This is a genomic window from Zwartia vadi (genome assembly GCF_030410375.1).
In the GTDB taxonomy this organism is placed as follows: domain Bacteria; phylum Pseudomonadota; class Gammaproteobacteria; order Burkholderiales; family Burkholderiaceae_B; genus Zwartia; species Zwartia vadi.
This window is the reverse complement of sequence record NZ_JAUHHE010000004.1, coordinates 13,754-38,545: the sequence shown is the minus strand read 5'-3', so window position 1 is coordinate 38,545 and position 24,792 is coordinate 13,754. Positions and strand designations below refer to the sequence as shown.

At 55.3% G+C, this 24,792-nt stretch carries 22 protein-coding genes and 2 tRNA genes; 16 read left to right on the top strand and 8 right to left on the bottom strand.

The window, feature by feature from the left end; all coding sequences use genetic code 11:
- Positions 1–10 precede the first annotated feature (10 nt).
- Positions 11–1,486 carry an amidase gene (locus QWY27_RS04420; protein ID WP_290195116.1) on the bottom strand — a complete coding sequence of 492 codons (1,476 nt, stop codon included), beginning with the start codon at positions 1,484–1,486 and terminating at the stop codon, positions 11–13.
- A gap of 132 nt (positions 1,487–1,618) precedes the next feature.
- Between QWY27_RS04420 and QWY27_RS04415 the strand changes: the two genes are divergently transcribed.
- Entirely contained in the window at positions 1,619–2,383 is a 765-nt protein-coding gene (locus QWY27_RS04415; protein ID WP_290195114.1) for an SDR family oxidoreductase, read from the top strand.
- A gap of 13 nt (positions 2,384–2,396) precedes the next feature.
- On the opposite strand, the gene QWY27_RS04410 is transcribed toward QWY27_RS04415, so the two are convergent.
- Both QWY27_RS04410 and QWY27_RS04405 read right to left on the bottom strand, forming a co-directional pair.
- Entirely contained in the window at positions 2,397–3,641 is a 1,245-nt protein-coding gene (locus QWY27_RS04410) for an MFS transporter (protein ID WP_290195112.1), read from the bottom strand.
- Positions 3,641–5,728: an acetate--CoA ligase family protein gene (locus QWY27_RS04405; RefSeq protein ID WP_290195110.1), complete on the bottom strand. Its 2,088-nt coding sequence runs from the start codon at positions 5,726–5,728 to the stop codon at positions 3,641–3,643. Before QWY27_RS04405 ends, QWY27_RS04410 begins: the two co-directional genes overlap by 1 nt.
- Positions 5,729–5,875: 147 nt before the next feature.
- On the opposite strand from QWY27_RS04405, the gene araD reads away from it, so the two are divergent.
- Together araD and QWY27_RS04395 are read left to right on the top strand one after the other, a co-directional pair.
- Positions 5,876–7,630: an L-arabinonate dehydratase gene (gene araD / locus QWY27_RS04400; RefSeq protein ID WP_290195109.1), complete on the top strand. Its 1,755-nt coding sequence runs from the start codon at positions 5,876–5,878 to the stop codon at positions 7,628–7,630.
- Between the two features lie 33 nt (positions 7,631–7,663).
- The gene (locus QWY27_RS04395; protein ID WP_290195107.1) at positions 7,664–8,383 is read left to right on the top strand and encodes a ribonuclease activity regulator RraA; all 720 of its coding nucleotides are present in this window, start codon (positions 7,664–7,666) and stop codon (positions 8,381–8,383) included.
- Positions 8,384–8,464: 81 nt separating this feature from the next.
- On the opposite strand, the gene QWY27_RS04390 is transcribed toward QWY27_RS04395, so the two are convergent.
- Positions 8,465–8,540 (bottom strand) — tRNA-His (locus QWY27_RS04390).
- An 82-nt stretch (positions 8,541–8,622) separates the two neighbouring features.
- Between QWY27_RS04390 and QWY27_RS04385 the strand changes: the two genes are divergently transcribed.
- Positions 8,623–10,080 carry a phospholipase D-like domain-containing protein gene (locus QWY27_RS04385; protein ID WP_290195105.1) on the top strand — a complete coding sequence of 486 codons (1,458 nt, stop codon included), beginning with the start codon at positions 8,623–8,625 and terminating at the stop codon, positions 10,078–10,080.
- A 20-nt stretch (positions 10,081–10,100) separates the two neighbouring features.
- On the opposite strand, the gene QWY27_RS04380 is transcribed toward QWY27_RS04385, so the two are convergent.
- A complete protein-coding gene (locus QWY27_RS04380) occupies positions 10,101–10,865 on the bottom strand; it encodes an ABC transporter substrate-binding protein (protein WP_290195103.1) in 765 nt (254 codons plus the stop codon).
- Between the two features lie 258 nt (positions 10,866–11,123).
- On the opposite strand from QWY27_RS04380, the gene QWY27_RS04375 reads away from it, so the two are divergent.
- Positions 11,124–11,897: a peptidylprolyl isomerase gene (locus QWY27_RS04375; protein WP_290195101.1), complete on the top strand. Its 774-nt coding sequence runs from the start codon at positions 11,124–11,126 to the stop codon at positions 11,895–11,897.
- A 20-nt stretch (positions 11,898–11,917) separates the two neighbouring features.
- Here the strand turns inward: QWY27_RS04375 and QWY27_RS04370 are convergent.
- A tRNA-Arg gene (locus QWY27_RS04370) sits at positions 11,918–11,994 on the bottom strand.
- Between the two features lie 42 nt (positions 11,995–12,036).
- On the opposite strand from QWY27_RS04370, the gene QWY27_RS04365 reads away from it, so the two are divergent.
- The 11 genes from QWY27_RS04365 to ureG all read left to right on the top strand — a co-directional run bounded on the left by QWY27_RS04365 (position 12,037) and on the right by ureG (position 20,812).
- Entirely contained in the window at positions 12,037–12,663 is a 627-nt protein-coding gene (locus QWY27_RS04365; RefSeq protein ID WP_290195099.1) for an L-threonylcarbamoyladenylate synthase, read from the top strand.
- A 35-nt stretch (positions 12,664–12,698) separates the two neighbouring features.
- A complete protein-coding gene (locus QWY27_RS04360) occupies positions 12,699–13,346 on the top strand; it encodes a site-2 protease family protein (RefSeq protein ID WP_290195097.1) in 648 nt (215 codons plus the stop codon).
- A 79-nt stretch (positions 13,347–13,425) separates the two neighbouring features.
- A complete protein-coding gene (gene dapA / locus QWY27_RS04355) occupies positions 13,426–14,331 on the top strand; it encodes a 4-hydroxy-tetrahydrodipicolinate synthase (protein ID WP_290195095.1) in 906 nt (301 codons plus the stop codon).
- A 1-nt stretch (position 14,332) separates the two neighbouring features.
- Positions 14,333–15,484: an NlpB/DapX family lipoprotein gene (gene bamC, locus QWY27_RS04350; protein WP_290195094.1), complete on the top strand. Its 1,152-nt coding sequence runs from the start codon at positions 14,333–14,335 to the stop codon at positions 15,482–15,484.
- 189 nt (positions 15,485–15,673) lie between these two features.
- Positions 15,674–16,543 carry an urease accessory protein UreD gene (locus QWY27_RS04345; RefSeq protein ID WP_290195092.1) on the top strand — a complete coding sequence of 290 codons (870 nt, stop codon included), beginning with the start codon at positions 15,674–15,676 and terminating at the stop codon, positions 16,541–16,543.
- A gap of 14 nt (positions 16,544–16,557) precedes the next feature.
- Positions 16,558–16,860 (top strand): urease subunit gamma, encoded by a 303-nt coding sequence (locus tag QWY27_RS04340; RefSeq protein ID WP_290195457.1) that lies wholly within the window; start codon positions 16,558–16,560, stop codon positions 16,858–16,860.
- Positions 16,861–16,884: 24 nt separating this feature from the next.
- Positions 16,885–17,199, top strand: coding sequence for an urease subunit beta (locus QWY27_RS04335; RefSeq protein ID WP_290195455.1), 315 nt, complete (start codon positions 16,885–16,887; stop codon positions 17,197–17,199).
- Positions 17,196–18,908 (top strand): urease subunit alpha, encoded by a 1,713-nt coding sequence (gene ureC, locus QWY27_RS04330; protein WP_290195090.1) that lies wholly within the window; start codon positions 17,196–17,198, stop codon positions 18,906–18,908. The genes QWY27_RS04335 and ureC overlap by 4 nt, the downstream gene beginning before the upstream one ends.
- Before the next feature lie 15 nt (positions 18,909–18,923).
- Positions 18,924–19,490, top strand: coding sequence for an urease accessory protein UreE (locus tag QWY27_RS04325; RefSeq protein ID WP_290195088.1), 567 nt, complete (start codon positions 18,924–18,926; stop codon positions 19,488–19,490).
- Positions 19,471–20,151: an urease accessory protein UreF gene (locus tag QWY27_RS04320; RefSeq protein ID WP_290195086.1), complete on the top strand. Its 681-nt coding sequence runs from the start codon at positions 19,471–19,473 to the stop codon at positions 20,149–20,151. The genes QWY27_RS04325 and QWY27_RS04320 overlap by 20 nt, the downstream gene beginning before the upstream one ends.
- A gap of 40 nt (positions 20,152–20,191) precedes the next feature.
- Positions 20,192–20,812 carry an urease accessory protein UreG gene (ureG, locus tag QWY27_RS04315; protein WP_290195084.1) on the top strand — a complete coding sequence of 207 codons (621 nt, stop codon included), beginning with the start codon at positions 20,192–20,194 and terminating at the stop codon, positions 20,810–20,812.
- Here the strand turns inward: ureG and QWY27_RS04310 are convergent.
- Positions 20,798–22,000 carry a cupin domain-containing protein gene (locus tag QWY27_RS04310; RefSeq protein ID WP_290195082.1) on the bottom strand — a complete coding sequence of 401 codons (1,203 nt, stop codon included), beginning with the start codon at positions 21,998–22,000 and terminating at the stop codon, positions 20,798–20,800. The two genes, ureG and QWY27_RS04310, sit on opposite strands and share 15 nt — an antisense overlap.
- 8 nt (positions 22,001–22,008) lie before the next feature.
- A complete protein-coding gene (gene mutS / locus QWY27_RS04305; protein ID WP_435433444.1) occupies positions 22,009–24,720 on the bottom strand; it encodes a DNA mismatch repair protein MutS in 2,712 nt (903 codons plus the stop codon).
- Positions 24,721–24,792 lie beyond the last annotated feature (72 nt).

The following is a 24,792-nucleotide window of genomic DNA, read 5'->3' as shown; positions in this document are numbered from 1 at the left end:
CAAACAAGACCTATGCACCCTTTAGCAGTGGGCTCAACACTCTTGAATATTGACTCGCCAAGTCATAGGCGTGCCCAAGTTGCAAGACTTCGAGGTCGTGTTGCAAAGGACCGATGACTTGAATGCCGGCTGGCATCCCGGTGGCGCTGAAGCCAGCGGGCATGCTGAGCGCAGGCAGTCCCGCCATCGTGGCTGGGATCACCGACTGCATCCAGCGATGGTAGGTATCCATTTTTTGGCCCTGAATCTCTTTTGGCCAGTGCTGCTCAGCCTCAAAAGGGAAAATTTGACTTGTCGGCATGACGAGGAAATCGTAGGTTTCAAACAGTCTGCGCAGCTCTTGATACCATGCTGTGCGGACCTTGGCAGCCACAAAGACTTCGGGACCGGACAGTTTCAGGCCGCGTTCGATTTCCCAGACGGCTTCAGGCTTGAGTAAGGCGCGACGTTCAGGCGCTTCGTAGTGCTGCACATTGCCACCGGCGAAGGTAAAGCTGCGCAAGGTGATCCAGGCACGCCACAATTGTTCGAGATCGAAAACCGGTTGAACGTCCTCAACCGAGCAGCCGAGTGTTTTGAAATGCTCAAGTGCGCGTGTCGTAACCGCGAGCAATTCGGGATCCATGGGCAGATGACCGTTCAGATTACCCAGCCAACCTATTCGTTTGCCTCGCAGATCGGTCTCAAGTGGTTGCGTGAAGAGTCTGGGATCGTCCTGGCGACGGGTTAGTGGCAAGCGCTGGTCGAAACCGGCTTGAACAGCCAATAGCATGGCCAGATCGGGGATGTTGCGCGCCATTGGACCCGTGACGCTGAACTGCTGGAAAAAAACCTCCTCACCGGGGCCGTGCGGCACACAACCAGGCGAAGGACGAAAACCAAACACATTGTTAAAAGCTGCTGGCGTGCGCAAGGAGCCCATCATATCGGAGCCATCTGCGACGGGCAGCATGTGCAGCGCGAGTGCCACGCCCGCGCCACCACTGCTGCCACCCGCTGTGCGCGAGGGGTCGAACGCATTGCGGGTAATGCCGTAGACAGGGTTATAGGTATGCGCGCCCAAGCCAAACTCTGGAGAGTTGGTACGACCCACAAAAATGGCCCCGCCCGCGCGTACGCGACCGTTGGCCACGGAATCCACCTTGGTGATTTGTCCCTTGAAGATGGGCGAGCCGTTCGTCGTCACCATGCCCGCGACAGGCGCGATATCCTTGGGTGCTTGAGGAAAGCCATGCAGCGGTCCCATACTGTGATTGCGCGCGAGTTGCGCATCGCGTTCTTGTGCCTGGGTGCGCAGCGTCTCGCGGTCTTGCATAGCGACGATGGCGTTGACTGCAGGATTGTGTGCATCAATTTGCGCTAAAAAAGCATCCATCACCTCCACACAGGAAAGTGCTCGACGGTGGATGGCACGAGACAGGCTCGTCGCGTCCATTGAAACAATATCCCAGTGGCTGTTGCGGTTCGAGGAGGGTGGTGTACGCATGGTGAATGAAGAGTCAGAAGTAGTGTGTAAAAGGGCGTTGCAAGCGGTGTGATAAAGGTCAACACAGTCGCGCGCTTACTATTGTGCAATAAAATCCACCTTCACAAGCCCCAAGACCGGGACAGGAGCGAAATGAGTCTATTTTCTTTGCAGGGCAAAACGGCGTTCGTGACTGCCTCTGTGCGCGGGCTCGGGTTCGAGATTGCGCAGGGATTGGTCAAACAGGGGGCACGCGTGCTGCTCAACGGCCGTGACGAGGCTGCGCTTGCTCAGGCTGTGACGCGGTTGCGCGCGCAAGGTGGGGAGGTTGAGGCGATGGCGTTCGATGTATTCGATGTGTCTCAGTTTGAGGATGTCATGCGTCAGATCGACAAAACCGTTGGCCCGCTGGATATCTTGGTCAACAACGCCGGTATGCGGGACCGGCGCGACGTGTTTGCGTTTGAGCTCGAGGCTGTCAGGCAAATGTTCGAAGCGAATCTGGTTGCGCCCTTTGAACTGTCGCGTCAGGTTGCCCAGCGCATGGTGGCCCAGCAGCGGCCAGGACGCATCATCAATATCACTTCGATTGCAGGACCGATTTCACGCGCTTCTGATCCTCTTTACACGACGGCCAAAGGCGGACTCGCTGCCATGACGCGAGCTTTGGCGGCTGATTTCGGTCGCTATGGCATCACTGTCAATGGCGTGGCGCCAGGCTTTTTTGCCACAGAGGCTAATACAACGATGGTGCAGGATCCCGCTCTTTCAAAGATGCTTGAAAAGCGAACCTCTCTGGGGCGCTGGGGGCGTCCCGAGGAAATCGCGGGTGCTGTTGCGTTCCTCGCTTCAGATGCCGCTTCCTTTGTCACTGGCGAAGTCATCGCCGTTGATGGCGGGTATCTCGCGCATTTTTAACCGAGTCGCACTATCAACCAAGTCTATTGGAGGACGCGCGACTCGCGAGGTTGGCCGCCCAAAATAGCAAGGTCAACAACACGGCGGCACCGACCTGTGCGATCAGCACAATGTCGTAGGATTGATCGATCGCCCAAAGCCAGGCCGCCACGACTGGACCAATTGCGCGCGCGATGATTGTCGGGACAGTAATCAGCCCATTGAGCGCACCATAGGCGTGGGCACTCAGCATTTCCGGAACAACTTGTGAGCGTACGATCGTAAAGACGCCATTGGCTAAGCCATAGATCCCGAATAATGCCGCCACAAGTTGAAAGCTTAACGAATCGAGTAAGAACGTCGCAAAGACAAAGGGAAAAATGCTCAGCATGATGGAGCCCAGCGTGCGCATGGACACACGTGTGGCAAAGCGACTAATGATGATGCGCCCGAGTACTTGAGCAGGACCGATGATAGAAATCGCCCACACGACTTCGTTGGTTGGAAGGTGCTTGTCCAGCAACATCGGATACATGTGAAATGTAAACACTGAAAACACCATCGAGTAAGTCGTCAGTGCGATGAGCAGGAGCCAAAACACCGAGCTGTGAAAAGCTTCGTGGACGATATGTTTGTCGCGTGCGATATTTTCAGCTTTGCTTGTGGCAGTGTGTGTGGCGTTGACTGCATCGAGTTCAGGTCTGATCCAGTGCCAGTAGCCTGCGGCGCACGCGATGTTCACGAGCGCGAGAACCCATAGCGAGGCGCGCCAGCCCCAGCCATCCAATAAAAACTGTTCAAGAGGGATAAAGACCGTACTCGCAAAACCCGCCCAGAGCGTGATGGTGGTGATGCCTGCGCGCGAGTTTTGTGGACCCACGCGGCGTGCCAGCAAGGCAAAGGCAGACTCGTAGAGAATAGCGGCCTGCAGCGAGCCCATTGCCGCAGCAATCAAATAAAAGATAAACAGGCTTTGGACAAATGACCAGGCAATGAACAAGACTGCCGCAGTCAGCGAGCCCCACACCATCACCCGCTTGCCGTGACCACGATCGATCGCCAAGCCAACCGGATAAGCGAGCGCCGCAGCCAGTAGCAGGCCAATCGTCAGCGCACCATAGACGTCCGATTTAGACCAGCCCAGTTCACGTTGCATCGCCACGACAATCAGTGGAAATGCGTAATAAATGGTGCCGTAAGAACAGATCTGAGCAATGCCCAGAAAATGAGCCAGCCCGTGGACTTGACCCGTCGCAGAGGGGGTGGACTGGCTTTGCATTACTCGCCTACGCGAACTAGACCGTCTACCGCCAGCACCTTGTTTGCCTGGACAAAGAGCGGATTGATTTCGGCTTCAAGTACGTTGACGCCTTTAAGGACAGCGAGCTTGGAAAAGGCCACTACTGCTTGCGCCAGCGCCTCGCAATCGCCTTTGGGCAGGCCGCGGAATCCTCTGATGAGTTTGGTGATGCGTACCTCTTCAATCATCGCGTGGGCTTGTTCAAGCGAAACGGGAGCCAGGCGGATTGCAAAGTCCGGCGATAGTTCTGCAGTAATCCCGCCCGCGCCCAGAATAATCGTGGGGCCTACTAGTGGATCGTTGCGATAGCCGAGAATCAGTTCCAACAGGCGCGACTCCATTGCCTGAACCAGAAAGCCATCGATTCGCGCCTGTGGTGCATAGGCTTTCACGTTGCGTTGAATGTCCTGAACTGCGGTTTCAAACTCAGATGCGTTAAGCAGGCCAACCTTCACACCGCCGGCTTCGGTTTTATGCGGAATATCGCGCGAGGAGATCTTGACCACAACAGGGTAGGGGACTGAATGCGTCGTTGCTTCAACGCTGATCAGCTGAGCCTGCGCCGTTTGTACACCAAGTGTTTTAAACACTTGACCTGCTTCGTATTCTGTCAGCAGGCCCTGTTTGGGGAGATCGGCCGGCCAGTTCGTCGCAGGTATTGCGGGAGGTGCGTCGATCTGCTTCTGAAAGAACACAGACAGGGCATCGGCGCAAGACTCGGGTGTTCGAAAAGCGGGAATGCCCCCTTGTTGTAGCAAGCTCAACGAGGCCATTGCTTCGGGAGCTAAAAAGACAACTAGTGGTTTGGTATCGGGCTTGTCCGATTCAACCAGTGGTTTGACGGCCAGCTCGGGATGAAACTGTGCAGACGAACCGACCACGCTTAACACTGCATCGCACCAGTCTGTGCGCAGGAGTTGTTCGAGCAGGTCTTTGTATTGAGCGCTTGTTGCAGCGAGGGTTAAATCGATAATAGTGGTTTCACGGATTTTCATGCCGCGTTGCGCCATGTGTGCCACGAACGCTGGTGGAGGCGGCACCGCCACCATGCCGAGCAGGCCGAGGTTGTCAACCACTGTTGCCGCTCCGCCGCCAGTTGTCGTGATGACTGCCACGCGCGCAGGGTGGGGGTGGGGAGCGGTTTTGCCAAGATATCGCTGTGCCAGAGGCGCGATTTCAAAAAGTGTCTCAAGGTTACGGACGCGCAACACGCCATGGGCGCGCAAAAACGCATCAACGGCGACGTCGTTTCCAGCCAAGGCTCCTGTGTGTGATTGCGCCAGGGCATCGCCTTGTTCGGAGCGACCAATCTTGTAGGCGATAACAGGTTTGTTATGCGCGCGTGCGCGCTCAAGCGCGCGCGCCAGGGTCGGTGCGTCGCGGATGGTCTCCAGAAAAAGCAGGATGACCTTGGTGTTGGAATCATCGACTAACGCATCGATGATCTCGCCCACGGTCACATCGCTTTCGTTGCCGACGGAAACTGATTTAGCAAAACCAAAACCCCGAGCGGCTGCACGCGCCATCAGCGAGCCCATCATGGAGCCACTTTGCGAAACTAGGCTCAAGCCCCCTGAAATGAGTGTCTCGGCCTCGAAGGCTGCATTAACAGACAAAATCATGCCACTGTGCAAGTCTGCCAAACCAATACTGTTGGGACCGATAATCCGCACGCCGAGTGACTTGGCTCTGGCGATGAGGGCCTCCTGGGCCAGCATGCCCTCGGGACCCGTTTCGCCAAAACCATCTGAATAAATGGTGATGACTTTCGCGCCTGCTTTGGCACAGGAGTCAATGAGCGGGAGCACGAGGTCGCTGGCCACCATGACGAAGGCCTGATCAATCGGTCCGGGCAGATCGGCGAGGTCTGCATAGGCGGGCTCACCCATGATTTCAGTTTGGGTGCGGTTGATGGGGTAAATCTTTCCTTGAAAACCATGTTTGCGCATAAAGCGCATCGGCCGCGCTGTGTTTTTTTGTAAGTTGCCAGAGGCTCCAACGAGCGCGATCGCGCGTGGAGAAAAAAGAGCTTGGGCAAAGTCAGCGGCAGAGACGGTTTTGTTCATCTTCAATGTAGTGTTTCAAAGGGGTCTATATAAGTGAAATCTATTTTTCATTACGATACAACAAAGAATCACAGGGATTTTTCAACCGTCTATCCTACAATCAAACCTAGTCATTGAAATCTGCTCATATCAGGAGGGGACAGTCCCATGGGTAAGGAAAACAACCAAAAGCGTGTCAAGACGCCTGAATCTTTGCGTAGCGCGCGATGGTTCGCACCAGACGATTTACGTTCTTTCGGGCACCGTTCCCGCACCATGCAAATGGGTTATGCACCAGAAGACTGGGTGGGTAAGCCTGTGATCGGTATCGTCAATACTTGGTCAGACATCAACCCCTGTCATAGCCACTTTAAACACCGCGTCGAAGACGTTAAGCGCGGCATTTTGCAAGCCGGTGGTTTTCCGATTGAGTTACCAGCGATTTCCCTCGCAGAACAGTTCGTCAAACCCACCACCATGCTGTATCGCAACATGCTGGCCATGGACACCGAGGAGTTGCTGCGTTGTCATCCTATCGACGGTGCGGTGTTGATGGGTGGTTGCGACAAGACGACGCCCGCTCTCTTGATGGGCGCCACGAGTGCCGGTTTGCCTTGTATTTACGTGCCCGCTGGTCCGATGCTGCGGGGAAATTGGCATGGCAAGGTTTTGGGATCCGGCTCTGATGCCTGGAAATTCTGGGATGATCGCCGCGCCGGCTTGATCAACCAGAAAGAGTGGACTGAGATTGAGGGTGGTATCGCACGCAGTCATGGCACGTGCATGACGATGGGCACAGCTAGCACCATGACCGCGATTGCCGAAGCCCTTGGCATGACCTTGCCCGGCGCCTCTTCCATTCCTGCACCGGACTCAAACCATTTGCGCATGAGCGCCGAGTCAGGACGCCGGATCGTGGAGATGGTCTGGGAGGACTTGACCCCCAACAAAATTCAGACACATGCGGCATTTGAAAACGCAATCGCCGTGGCCATGGCGATGGGGTGCTCCACCAACGCCATCATTCACGTGATCGCTCAGGCCAAACGCGCAGGCTGTGACATCAGCCTCACCGACTTTGACCGGTTCAGCCGTTTTGTCCCGGTCATCGCGAATGTGCGTCCGAGCGGCGAGACCTACTTGATGGAGGACTTTTTCTATGCAGGCGGTCTGCCGGGCTTGATGACGCGTATCAAGCAGCATCTGCATCTCGATGCCCTGACCGTCACCGGTCAGACACTTGGCGAAAACATTGAAGGTGCAGCCGTTTATAACGATGATGTGATCCGCCCAATCGACAATCCAATCTATGCTGAAGGTGCGCTGGCTGTTCTCCGAGGCAATCTGGCACCGGACGGCTGTGTGATCAAGCCAAGCGCTTGCCCCGCGCACTTGCATGTCCACACCGGCCCCGCACTGGTATTTGATGATTACCCTTCAATGAAGGCCGTCATCGACAGCGATGATCTGGATGTGACGCCCGACCATGTGCTGATCTTGCGTAATGCGGGTCCACAAGGCGGTCCCGGCATGCCGGAGTGGGGCATGTTGCCCATGCCGAAAAAGCTCCTGAAACAGGGCGTGCGAGACATGTTACGCATGTCAGACTCACGTATGAGCGGGACAAGCTACGGTGCCTGTGTATTGCATATTTCCCCCGAGTCCTTTATCGGAGGTCCGTTGGCGCTTGTCAAAACAGGCGACATGATTTCGGTGAACGTGCCAGAGCGCACGATCAATCTGGATATCTCCGACGAGGAGTTTGCCCGACGCAAGGCCGCGTGGAAGGCGCCTGAGCCTAAATACGAGCGTGGCTATGGTTGGATGTTTTCCAAGCATATTCAGCAGGCAAACGAAGGCTGCGATTTTGACTTTTTGCGTACTGACTTTGGCAAGGCCGTACCCGAGCCCGATATTTACTAATATCACTTGAAACAATCATTCAGAGAAAAAACAATGAGTAAACTATCCGCTACCACACGCGAAAAACTCATGAATGTGAGTACCGCCACATTGGCGACCTGCCTCTATAAACGCGGCTTGCGTTCGCAATTTATTCAAAATGTCCAAAAGCTCTCGCATGCCAAGAAAAACATGGTGGGTGAGGCCTATACGTTGCGCTACATCCCCGCGCGTGAAGATTTAAACGGGATCGAGGTGTTCAAGGACCGCGCCCACCCGCAGCGCAAGGCCGTGGATGAGTGTCCAGCTGGCGCAGTGATGGTGATCGACAGCCGCAAAGACGCCCGGGCCGCCTCGGCTGGCGGGATTCTTGTGGGTCGGCTCATGGCGCGCGGGGCAGCTGGCGTGGTCACCGATGGCGGCTTCAGAGACTCGGCGGAGATTGCCGAGCTCGGTATTCCTGCCTACCATCAACGTCCATCCGCCCCCACCAATTTGACGCACCATCAGGCGATCGATATCAACGTGCCGATTGCCTGCGGCGATGCGCCTGTGTTTCCCGGGGATGTTATTGTGGGCGATGCTGACGGCGTGCTGGTCTTGCCCGCTCATTTAGCCGAGGAATTAGCCAATGAAGCGACGGAAATGACGGTGTTTGAGGATTTTGTGACGCAAGAGGTCAAGACAGGACGTTCGATTTTGGGCTTGTATCCAAATACAGACCCTAAGACAACCGAAGACTTTCAGGCTTGGCGCAAGAAAGTTGGCCGTTAAGTTGGCCGTTTAATCAAGCTGGCTCGAATTTTCGGAGAATAAAAAAGCCCTGCAGGGCAGGGCTTTTTAGGAAAACTGTGTTGGGGTGAGCGACGGGGCTCGAACCCGCGACAACCAGAATCACAATCTGGGACTCTACCAACTGAGCTACGCCCACCACAGAAGCAAAATTCTATCATGTTTGTGCGCCCCTCGTGATTTAGAAACACCAAGGCCCCTTTATACCTAGGCAACATCTTATGGCTCGACTCGAAGAAATAGCGCTTGAATACTGGCCTCATATCCTGCTGGTGATTTCGATTGTCGCCAGCGCGGTAGCGTCCGTGCATGCTGCCATGACCAAACAAGATGTGCGAGCGGCCATCGCCTGGGTGGGCGTGATCCTCTTTTCTCCCATTCTCGGTGCTTTTTTGTATCTTGTGGCAGGAATCAACCGGATTCGCAAAGATCGCGTGTTTGCCCGACGGGCTCACACTCTTTACGATCAGGAGTTGATTGACAAAATCATTGTCGACGATGTTGCAGGTATTTCTGGGCCTCAATTTGCCTCACTCAAAACGCTGGGCGACCAAATCAGCGACTTCAAGGTGTTGGGGGCCAATCAGATCAAAATGCTCAAGGGGGGCGACGAGACTTATCCCGCCATGCTTGAAGCCATTCGCGGCGCAAAGCGTTCCATTGCGCTGCAAAGCTATATTTTTGATCACGATACGGTCGGTAAAGAGCTTGCGCAGGCCTTGATTGATGCCCATCACCGCGGAGTCCAGGTGCGGGTGTTGATCGATGCCGTGGGTGCCAAATACTCCCATCCGCCTATTACGGCTCTGCTGAGAAACGGTGGGGTCAACACTGCATTATTCATGCAGCCTGTGATCGGTATCCGGTTGGTCTATGCCAATTTGCGCAGTCACAGAAAGCTTTTGGTGATTGATGGTTTGCATGGTTTTACGGGTGGAATGAATATCCGCGAAAGCTTTGTGACGGCTATTGCCAAAGCAGCCGTCACCCATGACACACATTTTCAGGTCAGCGGCCCGGTGGTCTATCAGTTGATGACCAATTTCGCACACGATTGGCAATTTACGACCCAAGAAAAACTCACGGGTGAAGAGTGGTTTGCTCCTGCGACGACCGAAGTCACTCCAAACGGTGTGGCGCTGCGCTGTGTCCCTTCAGGGCCGGATGCGACACTGGGCAGCACCCACAATATGTTGCTTGGTGCCTTGGCCATCGCACAGAGACACGTGCGGATCCAGTCGCCCTATTTGTTGCCTGACATGGCCTTGATTGCTGCCTTGGCGACAACAGCCCGCAGAGGCGTCACCGTTGATATTGTGGTGCCTGGTGCCAACAACCTAAAGCTCGTGAACGCCGCGATGATGGCGCAGATCGACCAGTTGATCTCGACAGGCTGTCGAGTCTGGAGAGCCTCGGGTACTTTTGATCATTCCAAACTCTTTACCGTCGATGGGGGCTGGTCCTACATCGGGTCTTCCAATATTGACCCGCGGAGTTTGCGCCTGAATTTCGAGCTTGACCTCGAGGTATATGACCCCGGGATCGCGCAAGAGATCGAGACGAAAATCGATCAAATCATCGCGCAAGCCGAGCGCATCACCTTGCGCACGGTACGCAGGGATCCATTTTGGATCCGGTTGCGCAACAAGGTGGTCTGGCTCGCGTCACCCTATTTATAGGGACGTGTTGTGCGTGGTTTTCACAGGTGGTCTAGAGGGTCCTGATTTGGGTCGGCAGCCAGACCCACCCCTGCGCCTTGAATGCCGTGGCGCGTCATGGAGGCTTTGACCATGCCGCTTGCTTTCATTTCTTCGACAAAAGCTCGCAAAAAGGTCGCAGCTGCAGGGCCTTTTGATTTGGGAACACCCATCGCCTGATTGATCACCATGAAGCGCTCACTCAGAATGCGCACACCCGTCATGCCCTGCGTATCGGCTTCAAGCTGCTGCTTCACACCGGCAGCGACCTCGATCTGTTGTGCCAGAAAATCTTGCACCACAGTTTGCGAGGAGGAGGCTCTCACAATCGGCGACTGTTTAAGGTGACGGGTTAGGAACAAATCATAGGCACTGCCTTTACCCACTACGACGCGATTGCCGGGCGCATCGACTTGCTCATTGCGTGTGATGGGCGAGTCGGTGCGCACGAGGTAGTAGCCCTCGATCAGAACATAGGCTGCAGTAAAGGCGATTTCTTTGCCGCGCTCAGGATCCACGGCGAAAAAGCCGATATCTGCACGTCCGGCTTCCACTGTCGCGACAGACTTGCCAGCAGTTTCATTGACGATCAGTTCGACCGGTACACCGAGCTTTTGACCGAGCGCCTGCGCTAAATCTATTGAAATGCCAAAGGGCTTGCCGCTGGCATCGAGATTGGCCAGCACTGGGTTGCCAACGTTGAGCGAGGCGCGCAGGGTACCGGTGGGTGCAAAAGCTTGAATGATTTCGGGTGTGACGACGTTCATAATGTGTTGCTCCGTATCAAGCTGCGCTCAATGCAGCTATTTTTCGTCAACATAACAGAATCGGGCGTGTTTCGCAGACTCGTCTGATCACTTGTTTAAGCGCTTGGTTTTTCTGATTCAAGAGTGTGCATCTGCAGGACAGCGCCTATAATCAAGTGTCATTTCTAAAACTTATTTAGCTTAAGACGGTTCCTCATTATGATATTTGCTTCGTTCAAATCCTCTGCGGTCTGTGCTTTATTTTTGCTGGCGACTGCCGTGTCGCACGCCCAGCCTAAGGCGGCCTCAACGGCCAATACGCCAGCCAATCCTCAGGGAGCTGTCATGGCGACTGTCAATGGTGTGGCGATTCCCGAGTCTTTGCTGGAGCAAAATGTACGGGCCAATGTGGCGCAAGGCCAGCGAGATACGCCCGAGTTGCGCCAAGTGCTCAAGGAGGAACTCATCAGTCGAGAGATCTTGGCTCAGGAGGCGGCCAAGCTTGGGCTCGACAAGACTGCAGAAGCCAAGACTCAGATGGCGCAGTTGCGCCAGACTTTGCTCGTGGAGCTTTTACTCAACGACAATTTGAAAAAGAACCCTGTGACGGATGTAAAAATCAAGGCTGAGTACGACCGTCGCGTCGAGGCCCTCAAAAACGAGGAAGAGTATAAAGTGGGTCTGATTGTGACCCAAACCGAGGATGAAGCAAAATCAATCCTTGCGCGTCTGAACAAGGGTGAGCCTTTTGACAAAATCGCGACTGAAAAGTCTATCGATCCCAGTAAAACAAGAGGCGGCGATGTGGGTTGGGTATTACCAGCGCAGATTTTGCCTGCGATTTCAAATGTACTGGTGAATCTGAAAAAAGGCAGTGTCGCTGTCGCACCCATCCGGACGCAGGCCGGTTGGAACATTATCAAACTCGAAGACAAGCGTGCCTATCAGCCGCCAAGCCTGGATAATGCTAAAAATGACATCCGACAAGCTTTGATCCAACAACAGCGGGCCGATCTCGTCAAGAAGCTGCGGGATGCCGCTCGGGTTCAGTAAGTGCTAAGGTAGGTCTAAAGTGGCGCCCCCGGCGAGAATCGAACTCACAACCACCCGCTTAGAAGGCGGGTGCTCTATCCAATTGAGCTACGGGGACGACGCGGCGTTATTCTAACCTTCTAATTTGGTCTGCGCTTCGATGTCTCAACTCTTTGTCGTTCATCCTGAAAATCCCCAGCCTCGCCTGCTTAAACAGGCGGCTCAGCTTTTGCACAATGGCGGCCTGGTCGCCGTGCCAACCGACTCTAGTTACGCGGTGGTTGCAAGGCTCGATGACCGGGCTGCAGCCGAGGCATTACGCAAGATGCGTGGCCTCGACGATCGTCATCATTTGACAGTCTTGTGCCGGGATATGGCGGCGATCAGTCAGTTCGCACGTGTCGATAATGCTCAGTTCAGATTGCTCAAACAGGCGACCCCCGGGCCGTGGACTTTTATTCTGGAGGCCTCACGCGAGGTGCCGCGTCGGGTCTCACATCCCTCACGCAAGACAATCGGCATCAGGGTGCCAGATCACCCCGTCACCCTCGCCTTTCTGGAAAGCGTGGATGCACCTTTACTCTCGACCACGTTGATACCAGAGGGCGAGGAGCTGCCCCTTAATGATCCTGAGGAAATTCGTGCGCGCTATCAGCATGCCCTTGCCGCGGTCATTGATGCAGGGGCCTGTCCTTTTGAGCCCACAACGGTGATCGATTTGACAGGCGCCGCACCCGAGCTCATTCGCCGTGGGCGTGGTGACCCCGAATCTATTGGAATTGTTTAGCGTTACATGCTCGATAAACCTCTACAATCAGCTGCATGAACGAAATTATTCAAACGCTGACGCTTTATGCCCTTCCGGTGATATTTGCCATCACGCTGCACGAGGCCGCTCACGGCTACGTGGCCAGACTGTTCGGTGATCCTACTGCCACGCAGCTCGGCCGAGTGACTCTCAATCCCATCAAGCACATTGACCCAATGGGTACGATCGCAGTTCCGATCGGCATTTTATTGATGTCCAAACTGGTAGGCGGTCCATTCCTGCTGTTTGGTTGGGCCAAACCCGTGCCGGTTGACTTCGGGCGTCTGCGCAGACCCAAGCGCGATATGCTTTGGGTCGCCTTGGCCGGTCCGGCCGCTAATCTTTTCATGGCGATCCTCTGGGCCGTTTCCTTACGATTGCTGTTTGAGTCTGGCGACCGGAGTAGTTTCTGGTTTCAGATGGCACAGATTGGAATATCGATCAATCTGACGCTGATGGCGCTGAATCTGCTGCCGATTCCGCCTCTTGATGGGGGCCGGGTTCTTTTTAGTTTATTGCCGAACCAGCTTGCCTGGCAGTTTGGGCGGATCGAGCCTTTTGGGCTTTGGATCGTGATTGCCTTACTCGCAACCGGTACGCTCGCCACTCTGATCGCCCCAATGATGTCATTAGGAGAATGGGTTGTCAGGTTAGTGCTCTGATGTGCCACGATTCCGGTACACTTTTACAATGTTTGATTAATGGCGCGATCGCGCCCCGACCAGCGATCTGGATCTAATTATGCCCACGAATTCATCTTCTCACGGACCTCTGTTTCAAGGCAGTATTCCTGCTTTGGTGACTCCGATGCACCCTGATGGCAGCATCGATTACAAGAGCTACAAAGCCTTGATCGATTGGCATGCCCAAGAAGGAACAAATGCGCTGGTGATCGTCGGGACTTCAGGTGAGTCGCCTACGGTCAATGTGGACGAACACGCTGAACTCATCCGCGTGGCGGTGGAACATTCGGCCGGGCGTCTGCCGATCATCGCGGGTGTTGGGGCCAACTCTACGAGCGAGGCCATCCATCTGGCTGAACATGCACGCAAGGTCGGTGCGCAGGCAGGCTTGTCAGTGGTGCCTTACTACAACAAACCCTCGCAGGAGGGCATGTACCAACATTTCAAAGCCGTTCAAGAAGCGGTCGACTTGCCGACCGTGCTCTATAACGTCCCCGGTCGTACGGTTGCTGACCTGTCACACGAGACCGTTCTCAGGTTGGCTCAGATTCCAGGCATTATCGGCCTCAAGGATGCAACGGGTGACATCGGTCGCGGCGCTTTGTTGATCCGGGATGTGCCTGCGCACTTTCAAATTCTGAGTGGCGACGACGCGACTGCCGCCGCACTGATCCTGCTGGGCGGCCGTGGCAATATTTCGGTGACGGCCAATATCGCTCCACGCCAGATGAGCGAGTTATGCAAAGCCGCCATTGCGGGCGATGTTCCGAAAGTCAGACAATTAAATAGTTTGCTGGGTCCTCTGAACAAACTTTTGTTTGTCGAGGGGAATCCGATTCCAGTCAAGTGGGCGTTAGCGCAGATGGGGCGTATACCTTCTGGCATCCGCTTGCCGCTTGTGGAGTTGGGCGCTCAGTATCACGCTCCTTTGCGGGCTGCAATGGTTCAGGCGGGGTTGCTCTGAGATGAAAAGTTTGTTGAATAAAAAGAACGCGCTGGTAGTCTCGGCTCTGATCGTTGCGATCGGGCTGAGCGGCTGTTCGTCTCTTAAAGAAATGTTAAGTGGTGATGACTCGGTCGACTATAAAAGCGTGGTGCGCACCGATCCCTTGAGTATTCCGCCAGATATGACACAGGCTGCGAGCGACCCGCGTTTCCGTGCTCCCGACTCTGGTGCAACGACTTTTTCTCAGTTTCAAAAATCGGGTCAGGCCAGTCCCGCGGCCCAAGCCTCAAGCGCCCAAGCAGCCGTGCTGCCCACTCGTGGGGATATGCGCGTCATGCGTGATGGTGATCTGCGCTGGCTGTCGATCGATTGGCCCGCCGACCGCGTTTTTTCGTCAGCGGCTGATTTCTGGACTGAAACAGGTTTTACGCTTGATGTGACCGATCCCAAGGCTGGCTTGATCATCACAAACTGGTCCGAAAATCGTGCCAACATCCCCGATAGCTGGATCCGCCAGTTGATTGGCAAAGCGATTCCGGGCGCTTGGGATAGCGGTACGCGTGACAAGTTCCGTACGCGCATCGAGCGCAACGGAAACAGAACTGAGGTTTACATCACCCATCAACATATGGTTGAGGAAGCGATCGGTCGAACGACTGGCGGTACAACTGCTGATATCCGCTGGACGATCGGCAAGGAAGATCCTGGGCTGAATGCCGCCATGCTCGCGCGAATGATGGTGTTCTTCGGTGAAGATGTGGATGGTGCGCGTAAAAAAATGGCACAAGCCAAAGCCGACCCCCAGTCACCTAAGGTTGTCGCACCGGATGGTGACAAAACAAAGTTGGTGATAGACGAGTCGTTTGACCGTGCATGGCGTCGTGTGGGTGTCGCGCTTGATTCTGGCGGCTTTGCCGTGGATGATCGTGATCGCTCGACAGGTGAGTATTACGTGCGTTACGTTGATGTTGACACTGGCATGAAGCGTGAAGAGCCTCACTTCCTTGCACGTTTGTTTGGTGCGAAAGACGCACCGAAAGCGCCGACCTATCGTATCCGCCTGACCTCGGTTGGTTCACAAACTGAAGTCACCATATTGGATGACAAGGGTGCGCGCGATACAAGTGCCACGGCTCAGCGTCTACTAGGCGTGCTGTCAGACAAGATCTAAACATCTTTTTACTCATTACAAGCAGGCCCCCTCACACTTAGGGGGCCTGTTTTTTCATGCGCTCACGGTTTTGGTGCGTGGCCCCCTCTTTTTTGCACCAAGGCGGTGCTGATGATGCATGACCTGCGCACATTTTTGCCCTGAGCAGACTGATTTGGATCGGGCATCATTATTGCTAGGGTTTGATGCATGAACCGTCCTGAGTCCCCTGTCGCCTCGAGCTGGCTTGCCCGTCTCGATCTTGATTTTCACGTTGCTTGTGATGCAAGCCACGCTCCCCCAGCTGGCTTGCAATCCCGTACGCTCCTCAAGCATCGGCACCTGGGACCGTTGCGCATACAAAAAGCGCTCTATCCGGAAGGTCCCTCCCAATGCCACGCCATCATTGTTCATCCACCCGGTGGTATTGCGGGTGGGGATCGTCTTGAAGTGAACATTCAGAGCAAGGTGCAGAGCCAGAGTCTGGTGACGACACCCTCTGCCGCGAAATGGTACGGGACGGATGCAGCCATCCCTGCCACGCAGCGCGTTGAGATCGATTTGAGCGGTCAGTTTGAGTGGTTGCCACAGGAGACGATTGTGTTCGATCGTGCCATGGTCGAATCCGAGCTGTCGATTCGGGCAGCGGGCACGGGAGCCATGCTGGGCTGGGATCATTTGATTTTTGGACGACGCGCCGCAGGAGAGTCGTTTGACACGGGACGTTTTGCGCAGTCTCTCAAGGTCACGTTGTCTGAGTCGCTCGTTTGGCATGATCGCATTGTCCTCAACGGAGGAGATGCGTTATTTCATTCGCCGATCGGCCTGAGAGGTCATCATGCGATGGCCACGCTCTGGGCGATTATGGCCGAGCCACAGACATGGACGGAGTGCTTGACGGATACTGTCCGTCTGCAAAGTCCGCAGGTGTCTTGGACCGTGTTGCATCCCAGATTACTTGTGGGCCGCTTGCTCACAGAACCGCTCAAACTCAAGGGTTTGCTCGAGCAGGCGTGGTCGACATTACGTCCGCTTGTCTTGAACCGTATCGCACTCGAGCCCCGTCTTTGGGCCACTTGAATTTAGGAATAATGATGGATCTGACCCCTCGCGAAAAAGATAAATTATTGATTTTCACAGCAGCCTTGCTTGCCGAGCGACGCTTGGCGCGTGGGCTGAAACTCAATGTGCCCGAGGCTATTGCCTTGATCACGGCTGCCATCATGGAGGGGGCGCGCGACGGCCAAACTGTCGCCATGCTGATGTCATCCGGCCGCAGTGTTCTTAGTCGTTCGCAGGTGATGGATGGCGTGCCAGAAATGATCCCCGACATTCAGGTCGAGGCGACCTTTCCGGATGGCACCAAGCTCGTCACCGTTCATCAACCGATTCAGTAAGGAGTGCGCATGGATACGATTCCAATGATTCCAGGACAGGTGCTTGTGCATGCCGGTGAGGACATCGAAATCAATGTTGGGCGTCCTGTATTGAGTCTGACTGTGGCGAATACGGGCGATCGCCCCGTGCAGATTGGTTCTCACTTTCATTTTGCCGAGACCAACGCAGCCTTGCGTTTTGATCGTGCGGCAGCCAGGGGTTTTCGCTTGAATATCGCAGCAGGGACTGCGATTCGTTTCGAGCCGGGACAAGAGCGTGAGGTCGAACTCGTTGCGCTCAGCGGTGATCGCATCGTGTTCGGATTTTCGGGGGGGGTGATGGGGGGGCTGGACCAATGAGAATTTCAAGACAAGCCTATGCCGAAATGTTTGGTCCGACCACAGGCGATCGCATCCGCCTAGCCGATACCGCGCTCTTTGCCTGTGTTGAAAAGGACATGACGACCTATGGCGAGGAGGTGAAATTCGGTGGCGGCAAGGTCATTCGGGACGGCATGGGGCAGTCGCAGCGGATGAGCGCGGACTGCGTCGATACGGTGTTAACCAATGCATTGATCATTGATTATTGGGGCATCGTTAAAGCCGACATCGGGATTAAAAATGGCCGTATCTCCGGTATCGGTAAAGCCGGCAATCCGGATATCCAGCCAGGCGTGACAATTGTCATCGGGCCCGCGACCGAAGTGATCGCTGCAGAGGGCATGATCGTGACCGCAGGCGGAGTGGACAGTCATATTCATTTTATTTGCCCGCAACAAATCGAGGAGGCCTTGTGCTCGGGCGTGACCACGATGATTGGTGGCGGCACCGGTCCCGCAACGGGGACGTTTGCGACGACTGTCACACCAGGACCTTGGCATCTCGCGCGCATGCTGCAATCGCTCGAATCCTATCCCATCAACATCGGATTGCTCGGCAAAGGCAACGTCTCTTTGCCCGGTCCATTGCATGAGCAAATCGAGGCCGGGGCAGTCGGCTTGAAACTCCACGAGGACTGGGGCAGTACGCCTGCCGCGATTGATAATTGTCTGACTGTCGCCGATCAGACCGATACGCAAGTCGCGATCCACACCGATACGCTCAACGAGTCGGGCTTTGTTGAAACAACCTTAAAAGCCATCGATGGCAGAGTGATCCACACCTATCACACCGAAGGAGCAGGTGGCGGTCACGCGCCCGACATCATCCGCGTGTGCGGTGAGCAACACGTCCTGCCGTCATCGACCAACCCAACACGCCCCTATACGGTCAATACGCTGGATGAGCATCTGGATATGCTGATGGTTTGTCACCATCTTGATGCATCCATTGCAGAGGACATTGCGTTTGCGGAGAGTCGTATTCGTCGGGAAACGATTGCCGCCGAAGACATTCTGCACGACATTGGCGCGTTCTCGATGATTTCCTCGGACAGTCAGGCGATGGGGCGTGTCGGCGAGGTCATCATGCGAACCTGGCAGACTGCGCACAAAATGCGTGAACAACGCGGCTCCCTGAGCGAGGCTGGATTTTCCGATCCTTCTCATAGCGACAATGCCCGCATCAAACGCTATATCGCCAAATACACCATCAATCCCGCTCTGACGCACGGGATGGCTCACGAGATCGGCTCGATCGAAGTCGGCAAGTGGGCGGATCTGGTACTTTGGCGTCCGGCATTTTTTGGTGTCAAACCCTCGACCGTGATTAAAGGCGGACAGATCGCGATGGCGGCCATGGGAGATCCCAACGCCTCTATTCCCACGCCACAGCCTGTCCATTTCCGACCTCAATTCGGCGCCTCTGCGCGCGGGATTCAAGCCAGTTGTATCACGTTCATGTCGGGTATTTCTGTCGAACGCGGCTTGCACCAAGAGCTTGATCTGCGACGTCAGATCGCGACCGTCAAGGGAACGCGCACGGTGACCAAGTCGGATATGAAATTGAACAGTGCGACGCCGCACATCACAGTGAGTCCGGAAAACTACAAAGTCTATGCCGATGGTGTCTTGCTCGACTGTCCGCCGGCAAGTGTGCTGCCGATGGCGCAGCGCTACTTTTTGTTTTAACGCTCAGGAGTAATCATGGCGATCATGCTGACACAGCGGATACCTGCACAGCTGCAGGACAATATCCCGGAGCCTTCGCAGGTGCTGCCTGTGCTTGAATTAACACTTGCAGATCGTCAACGTTCCCGCTTGGCTGCAATGTTGCCAAATGGGCGTGCGGTAGCGGTCATCTTGCCACGTGGCGAGTCCATGCAGCATGGTGATGTACTGTGTGGCGAGAGTGGCGAACGCATCTTGATTCAGGCGGCGGCTGAAGAGCTTTTGTTGATTCGTGCTGAGAATGCCTTTGAACTGATGCGTATTGTCTATCATCTTGCGAATCGCCATGTACGTGCGATGTTGCAGCCAGAGGCCGTCTTGATCGAACCCGACCCAGTGTTGGCCGGGCTTATTGTCCGACTGGGCGGGACCGTTGAGAAAACTTTGCAACCGTTCTTGCCCGAGGGTGGTGCTTATTCAGGTACTCCGGGACATCACCATCATGCGCATCCAAGCGAATGCGGTCTCGAAGGTCAGGACGAGGCGATGGGTCAGGTCGGCGAACAACTTTCCATCCAAGCGCATGCGAAATCTAAAACTTAACGGGCTGCTCACGGCTTTACACCTGGCGAGTCCCGCTCTGCCAGTTGGAGGTTTTGCCTATTCGCAAGGTCTCGAGCAAGCGGTCGAGGATGGATGGATCACTGACCGGGAGCAGGCTTATGTCTGGATACGCGATAGCTTGCTGCTTAATTTGGCCCGTCAGGAGTTGCCCTGGTGGTTGTACTGCCATGAAGGGGCCGCGCAACAGAATTGGGCAGCTTTGATCGAGGGTAATCAACAACTGAGCGCCTTGCGCGAAACCGCCGAGCTGCGACTCGAGTCCAGGCAGATGGGTTATTCGATGGCAAGATTGTTTGCGCAATGGCCGTCCGCACAGGTACTGGCGGGATTTAAGGACATGATTTGGTCTTATCCTGCCGCCTATGCCGCGCTTGCGGCTTGTTCGGACATCGACGCAGAGACCGCACTCACTGCATATCTTTGGAGCTGGGTGGAAAACCAGGTTCTGGCTGCAATGAAAACCGTACCCCTTGGACAGATCGAGGGTCAGGCGCTGTTACATCGGCTCAAAGAAGACATCGTTGATGCTTGTCAGATCGCCCGACAGATCCCACTGTCCGAGGCTGGTTCCGCAGCGTTTGGCCTGGCGCTGGCGAGCGCACGACACGAGACGCAATACAGTCGTTTATTTCGAAGTTAAAAATCCCTGACTTCAGGTCATTTCACCTCAGGAAAACAGCATGACACAACATTCCAATCCTTTGCGCGTCGGTATCGGCGGTCCAGTGGGTTCAGGCAAAACGACTTTGGTCGAAGTGCTTTGCAAAAAAATGCGGGATCAATACAAACTTGCAGTGGTGACGAACGATATCTACACCAAAGAAGACGAACGTTTGTTGGTGGCTGCGCAAGCGCTGTCAGCCGATCGCATTATGGGCGTGGAGACTGGGGGGTGTCCGCATACAGCGATTCGTGAAGACGCATCGATTAACCTCGAAGCCATTGATCGGATGCAGCAACGCTTTCCCGATCTTGATTTGATTTTTATTGAATCTGGCGGCGACAATCTTGCTGCTACCTTTAGCCCTGATCTGTCAGATCTGACAATCTATGTGATCGATGTGGCAGGTGGAGAAAAAATTCCCCGAAAGGGTGGCCCAGGTATTACGCGTAGCGATTTGCTTGTGATCAATAAAACTGATCTCGCGCCTTATGTCGGGGCCAATCTCGATGTCATGCGACACGATACCGCGCGTATGCGCGTAGAGCGTCCCTGGGTCATGACCAACTTAAAAACAGGCGAGGGTTTGAATGAAGTGATCCGCTTTATTGAAAAAGCGGGATGTCTAGCGCCTGATTAATCGCACCCAGCCATCATCGATCCAGTCCGCCAAAGTCTCCAGCGCCTGGGGTGAGAGACGCTTTGCCAAAGGATCGGTGCCAGCGAGCTCTCGATCATCGGCGAGTTTTTTCAGACCTGCTTCGGCTTTCACTGGCGCTGGCTCGCCGTTGATAAATAACTGCTGATCTCGGTAGAGCATTCTGGTGCGCCGATCAAGGGCCCAGTGCGTGTAGGCGTCAGGGTGACTGGCGTTGGCTTCAAGCGCTGCATCCATTTCAATCAGAGGGCTGTCAAACACCGCGGATTGATTGGGTTCGGTTAGCCAGCATCCCAGAAATCGTGTCGCCAGCGCTCGGTCAAAACGGATTTTGTTAGCCGCCGCCATCGCAGCCTCAGTCAGGCGGTCGGGCAGTTCAGCGGGGTGCGCCACAGCGGGCTGGCCTGGATCTCTATAAAATTTATTCAGTACCGGCCCGGGCAGCGGAGGTTCACCATAAGGACCGCTCGCCACGCCCGCACGAGACAAGATTTGATCGGCAGCGGCCTCGAGCATGCCACGTGCAAGCGCTGCCTCATCCGGTGCACGAAATCCGATCGAAATCGTCATGCAGTCATCGAGCGCAATACCGTCATGTGCGGCGTGAGGAGGCAGATACAGCATGTCGCCTGGCTCCAATACAAACTCCTGCTCAGGCTCGAAGTTTTGCAAAATCTTTAGGGGTAAACCGGGTACGAGAGATAGGTCTTTTTGCTGACCGAACTTCCAGAGGCGACGGCCCTGGGCCTGCAAGAGAAACACATCGTAACTGTCGAAATGCGGCCCCACACCACCACCTTCGGTCGCCATGCTGATCATCAAATCATCGAGTCGTGCATCCGGTACGAATCGAAACTGATTCATCAACGCACAGGCTGCATCGTCATGAATATCCACGCTTTGAACTAGCAGGGTCCAGTGCGTTTCAGACATTTTAGGCAAGCGACTAAACGGGCCAACCTCCATATTCCACTCGCCTTGATCTTGCCAAACGAGTCTGGATTCCACCTCATCGCGCTTGCACATTTTTTTGAGCGTTACCATCGAAACAGGCGGTTTGAAATTTTTGAAGGCCTGACGGACAAGCAAGGGCTTACGCTGCCAGTAAGTCTTCATAAATTGGGAAGGGGTCAGTCCACCCAACAGGGCGAGGGGCTGGTCAGTATGCATAAAAAAACCTAAGGTAGTAAATTTTTGAGTTGATAGAGCGCGTCGAGTGCTTCGCGTGGACTGAGCGTATCGGGGTCGAGTTCAGCGACCGCTTGTTGCAAGGCTGCTTGCGCATGCGCGAGTTCGGTCGCGATTTGGGTTTGAGTTTCTGTTTCGCTTATTTCGCCAAACAGACCCAGTTGAGGTGTGGGAGCACCCTGAGATTCGAGTCGCTCGAGTTCGCGCGTGGCATGACGAATCACAGCCGCCGGTATGCCGGCGCGTTGTGCAACCTGAATCCCGTAGCTTCGGCTTGCTGGTCCGTCTTTGACTTCATGGAGAAACACGATGCCGGAAGGTGACTCGGCAGCTGCCAAGTGCACGTTTGCGGTGTTCGGCTGCTCGTTGGGCAAGCGGGTGATTTCAAAATAGTGTGTGGCAAATAGTGTTAAAGCACGATTATGTGACACCAGGCGTTGCGCAATCGACCAGGCCAGGGCCAGACCGTCATAAGTCGACGTGCCCCGACCGATTTCATCCATCAACACCAGACTATGCGCCGAGCTGGACGCCAAGATCGCCGCCGCTTCAGTCATCTCCATCATGAAGGTCGAGCGACCACCGGCTAAATCGTCAGCTGCCCCGATGCGGGTAAATATCCGATCCAGCGGGCCGATCGAGGCCGCGCGCGCCGGAACGAAGCTGCCGATGCGCGCAAGCAAGGCGATCAAGGCGACCTGACGCATATAGGTGGATTTTCCACCCATATTGGGCCCGGTAATGACCAGCAGTGCGCGGTGTGGATTCAAGCTGCAACTGTTGGGTGTAAAACGTTCGATGGATCTTTCTACGACGGGATGCCGACCTGCCGTGATTTCAATGGCAGTATGCTCAAGCAGCGTGGGAGCGACCCAGTCATGATGTTGCGCGTGATGGGCAAGCGCAACTAGCACATCGAGCTCCGCGCAGGCACTCGCGCATTGTGACAAGGCTTGCGCCATCGGCAGGAGCGCTTGAAGCACTTGTTCGTAAAGCCATTTTTCCCGCGCAAGCGAACGATCCTGGGCGGAGAGGACTTTATCCTCCCAGGATTTCAATTCAGGCGTGATGTAGCGTTCGGCATTTTTAAGTGTCTGGCGACGACGATAATCCTCGGGTACCTTATCGGCCTGCGCACGACTGACCTCGATAAAAAAACCATGTACGCGATTGAACTCGACCCTTAAGGTGGGGATGCCGGTGCGCGCCCGTTCGCGCGCCTCCAGCTCAAGGAGATAGGTGCCGTTATCGCTTGAAATGGCTCTTAGCTCGTCAAGCTCTGCATCGTAGCCCGTTGCGATCACGCCACCGTCGCGGACCTGTACGGCGGGCTCAGTCTCAATGGCGGCGGCAAGCAGACTCTGCATGCCGGGTGGCGGCAACAAATGCTGAGCGATTGATATCAGTCGGCTGTTAATGGCATCAGCACCGTCCGTGCCCTGCGCGGACAGGGCTGTGGCGATGAGTACTTGCAATTGCGGCAAGGCTCCCAATGCCTCACGCAAGCTCGCGAGCTCGCGCGGTCTGACGGATAACAAGGCCATGCGCGTGGCAATGCGTTCCAAATCGGGCAATGCGTGCAAGGTTTCGCGCAGTGCCTGCAAGACCGAGGTCGTGTGCAGTCCGTCATGACGCGCATCGTTTGCCCGCATCAGTGCGCCAATCGCCTGCTGGCGTGCGAGTACCGGAGCATGATCGCGTAAGGGGTGATGCAGCCAGCGTCTGAGCAGGCGCGAGCCCATTGGGGTGCGGCAACTATCCAGAATCGAAAACAAGGTAGGGGCTTCTTCGCCCGATAGCGTGCGGGTGAGTTCGAGATTGCGTCGTGTTGCCGGATCCATCAGTACATATTGGCTGGCCCGATCCGCGCTCAAACTTTGAATGTGTGCCAGCCCTTGCGACTGGGTGCGCGCCGCGTAACGCAGCAGCGCACCGGCGGCGCAGATCGCCGTGGGTAAGTCATCGACGTCAAAGCCCGCTAGAGACTGGATCTTGAAATGCGCAAGCAGTTGAGCCTGGGCTTGCTCTGCTTCAAAATGCCACGGGGGGACCCGAGCGGTTGCGCAATTCAGTGTGAGGTCGATTGCGGCATCCTCAGAGAAAATCACCTCTGCAGGCTCGATTCGGTGCAGTTCGGAGTCCAGCGCTTCAGGTGCGCATTCAGTGATTTTGAATTCGCCGCTCGCAAGGTTGAGCCAGGCGAGGCCTGCGCGTGCAGTTTTGCCTGTGGCGCTTGTCAAGCTGCCCATGCCACTGTGCTTGCCACCGCGGGAGGAGACAAATACTGCCGCGACGCAGCGATCTGCTTTGGCGGGTAGCAGTGCCTCGTCGGTAAGTGTGCCGGGCGTGACAATGCGGACGATTTTGCGCTCAACGGGTCCTTTACTGGTAGCAGGGTCGCCGATCTGTTCGCAAATCGCGACAGAAACGCCTGCGGCGACGAGTTTTGCAAGGTACTGTTCGGCTGCATGATAAGGCACGCCAGCCATTGGAATCGGAGCGCCATTCGAGGAGCCTCGACGGGTCAGTGTCAGGTTGAGCAGGCGTGCGCCTCGTTCGGCATCCTCGTAGAACATCTCATAGAAATCACCCATGCGATAAAGCAGAAGCAAGGGACCCGCCTCGGCCTTGAGACGCAGGTATTGCTGCATCATCGGCGTGTGCGACTCAGTATTGGCGGACGTCAGGGCGTGGTCTTGCATGGCGTTTGTTCAGGGTCTTGCGGCGCGTCAGGCGAAGCCTTTAGTGTAAGCCACGGGGATCACAGACTTCTC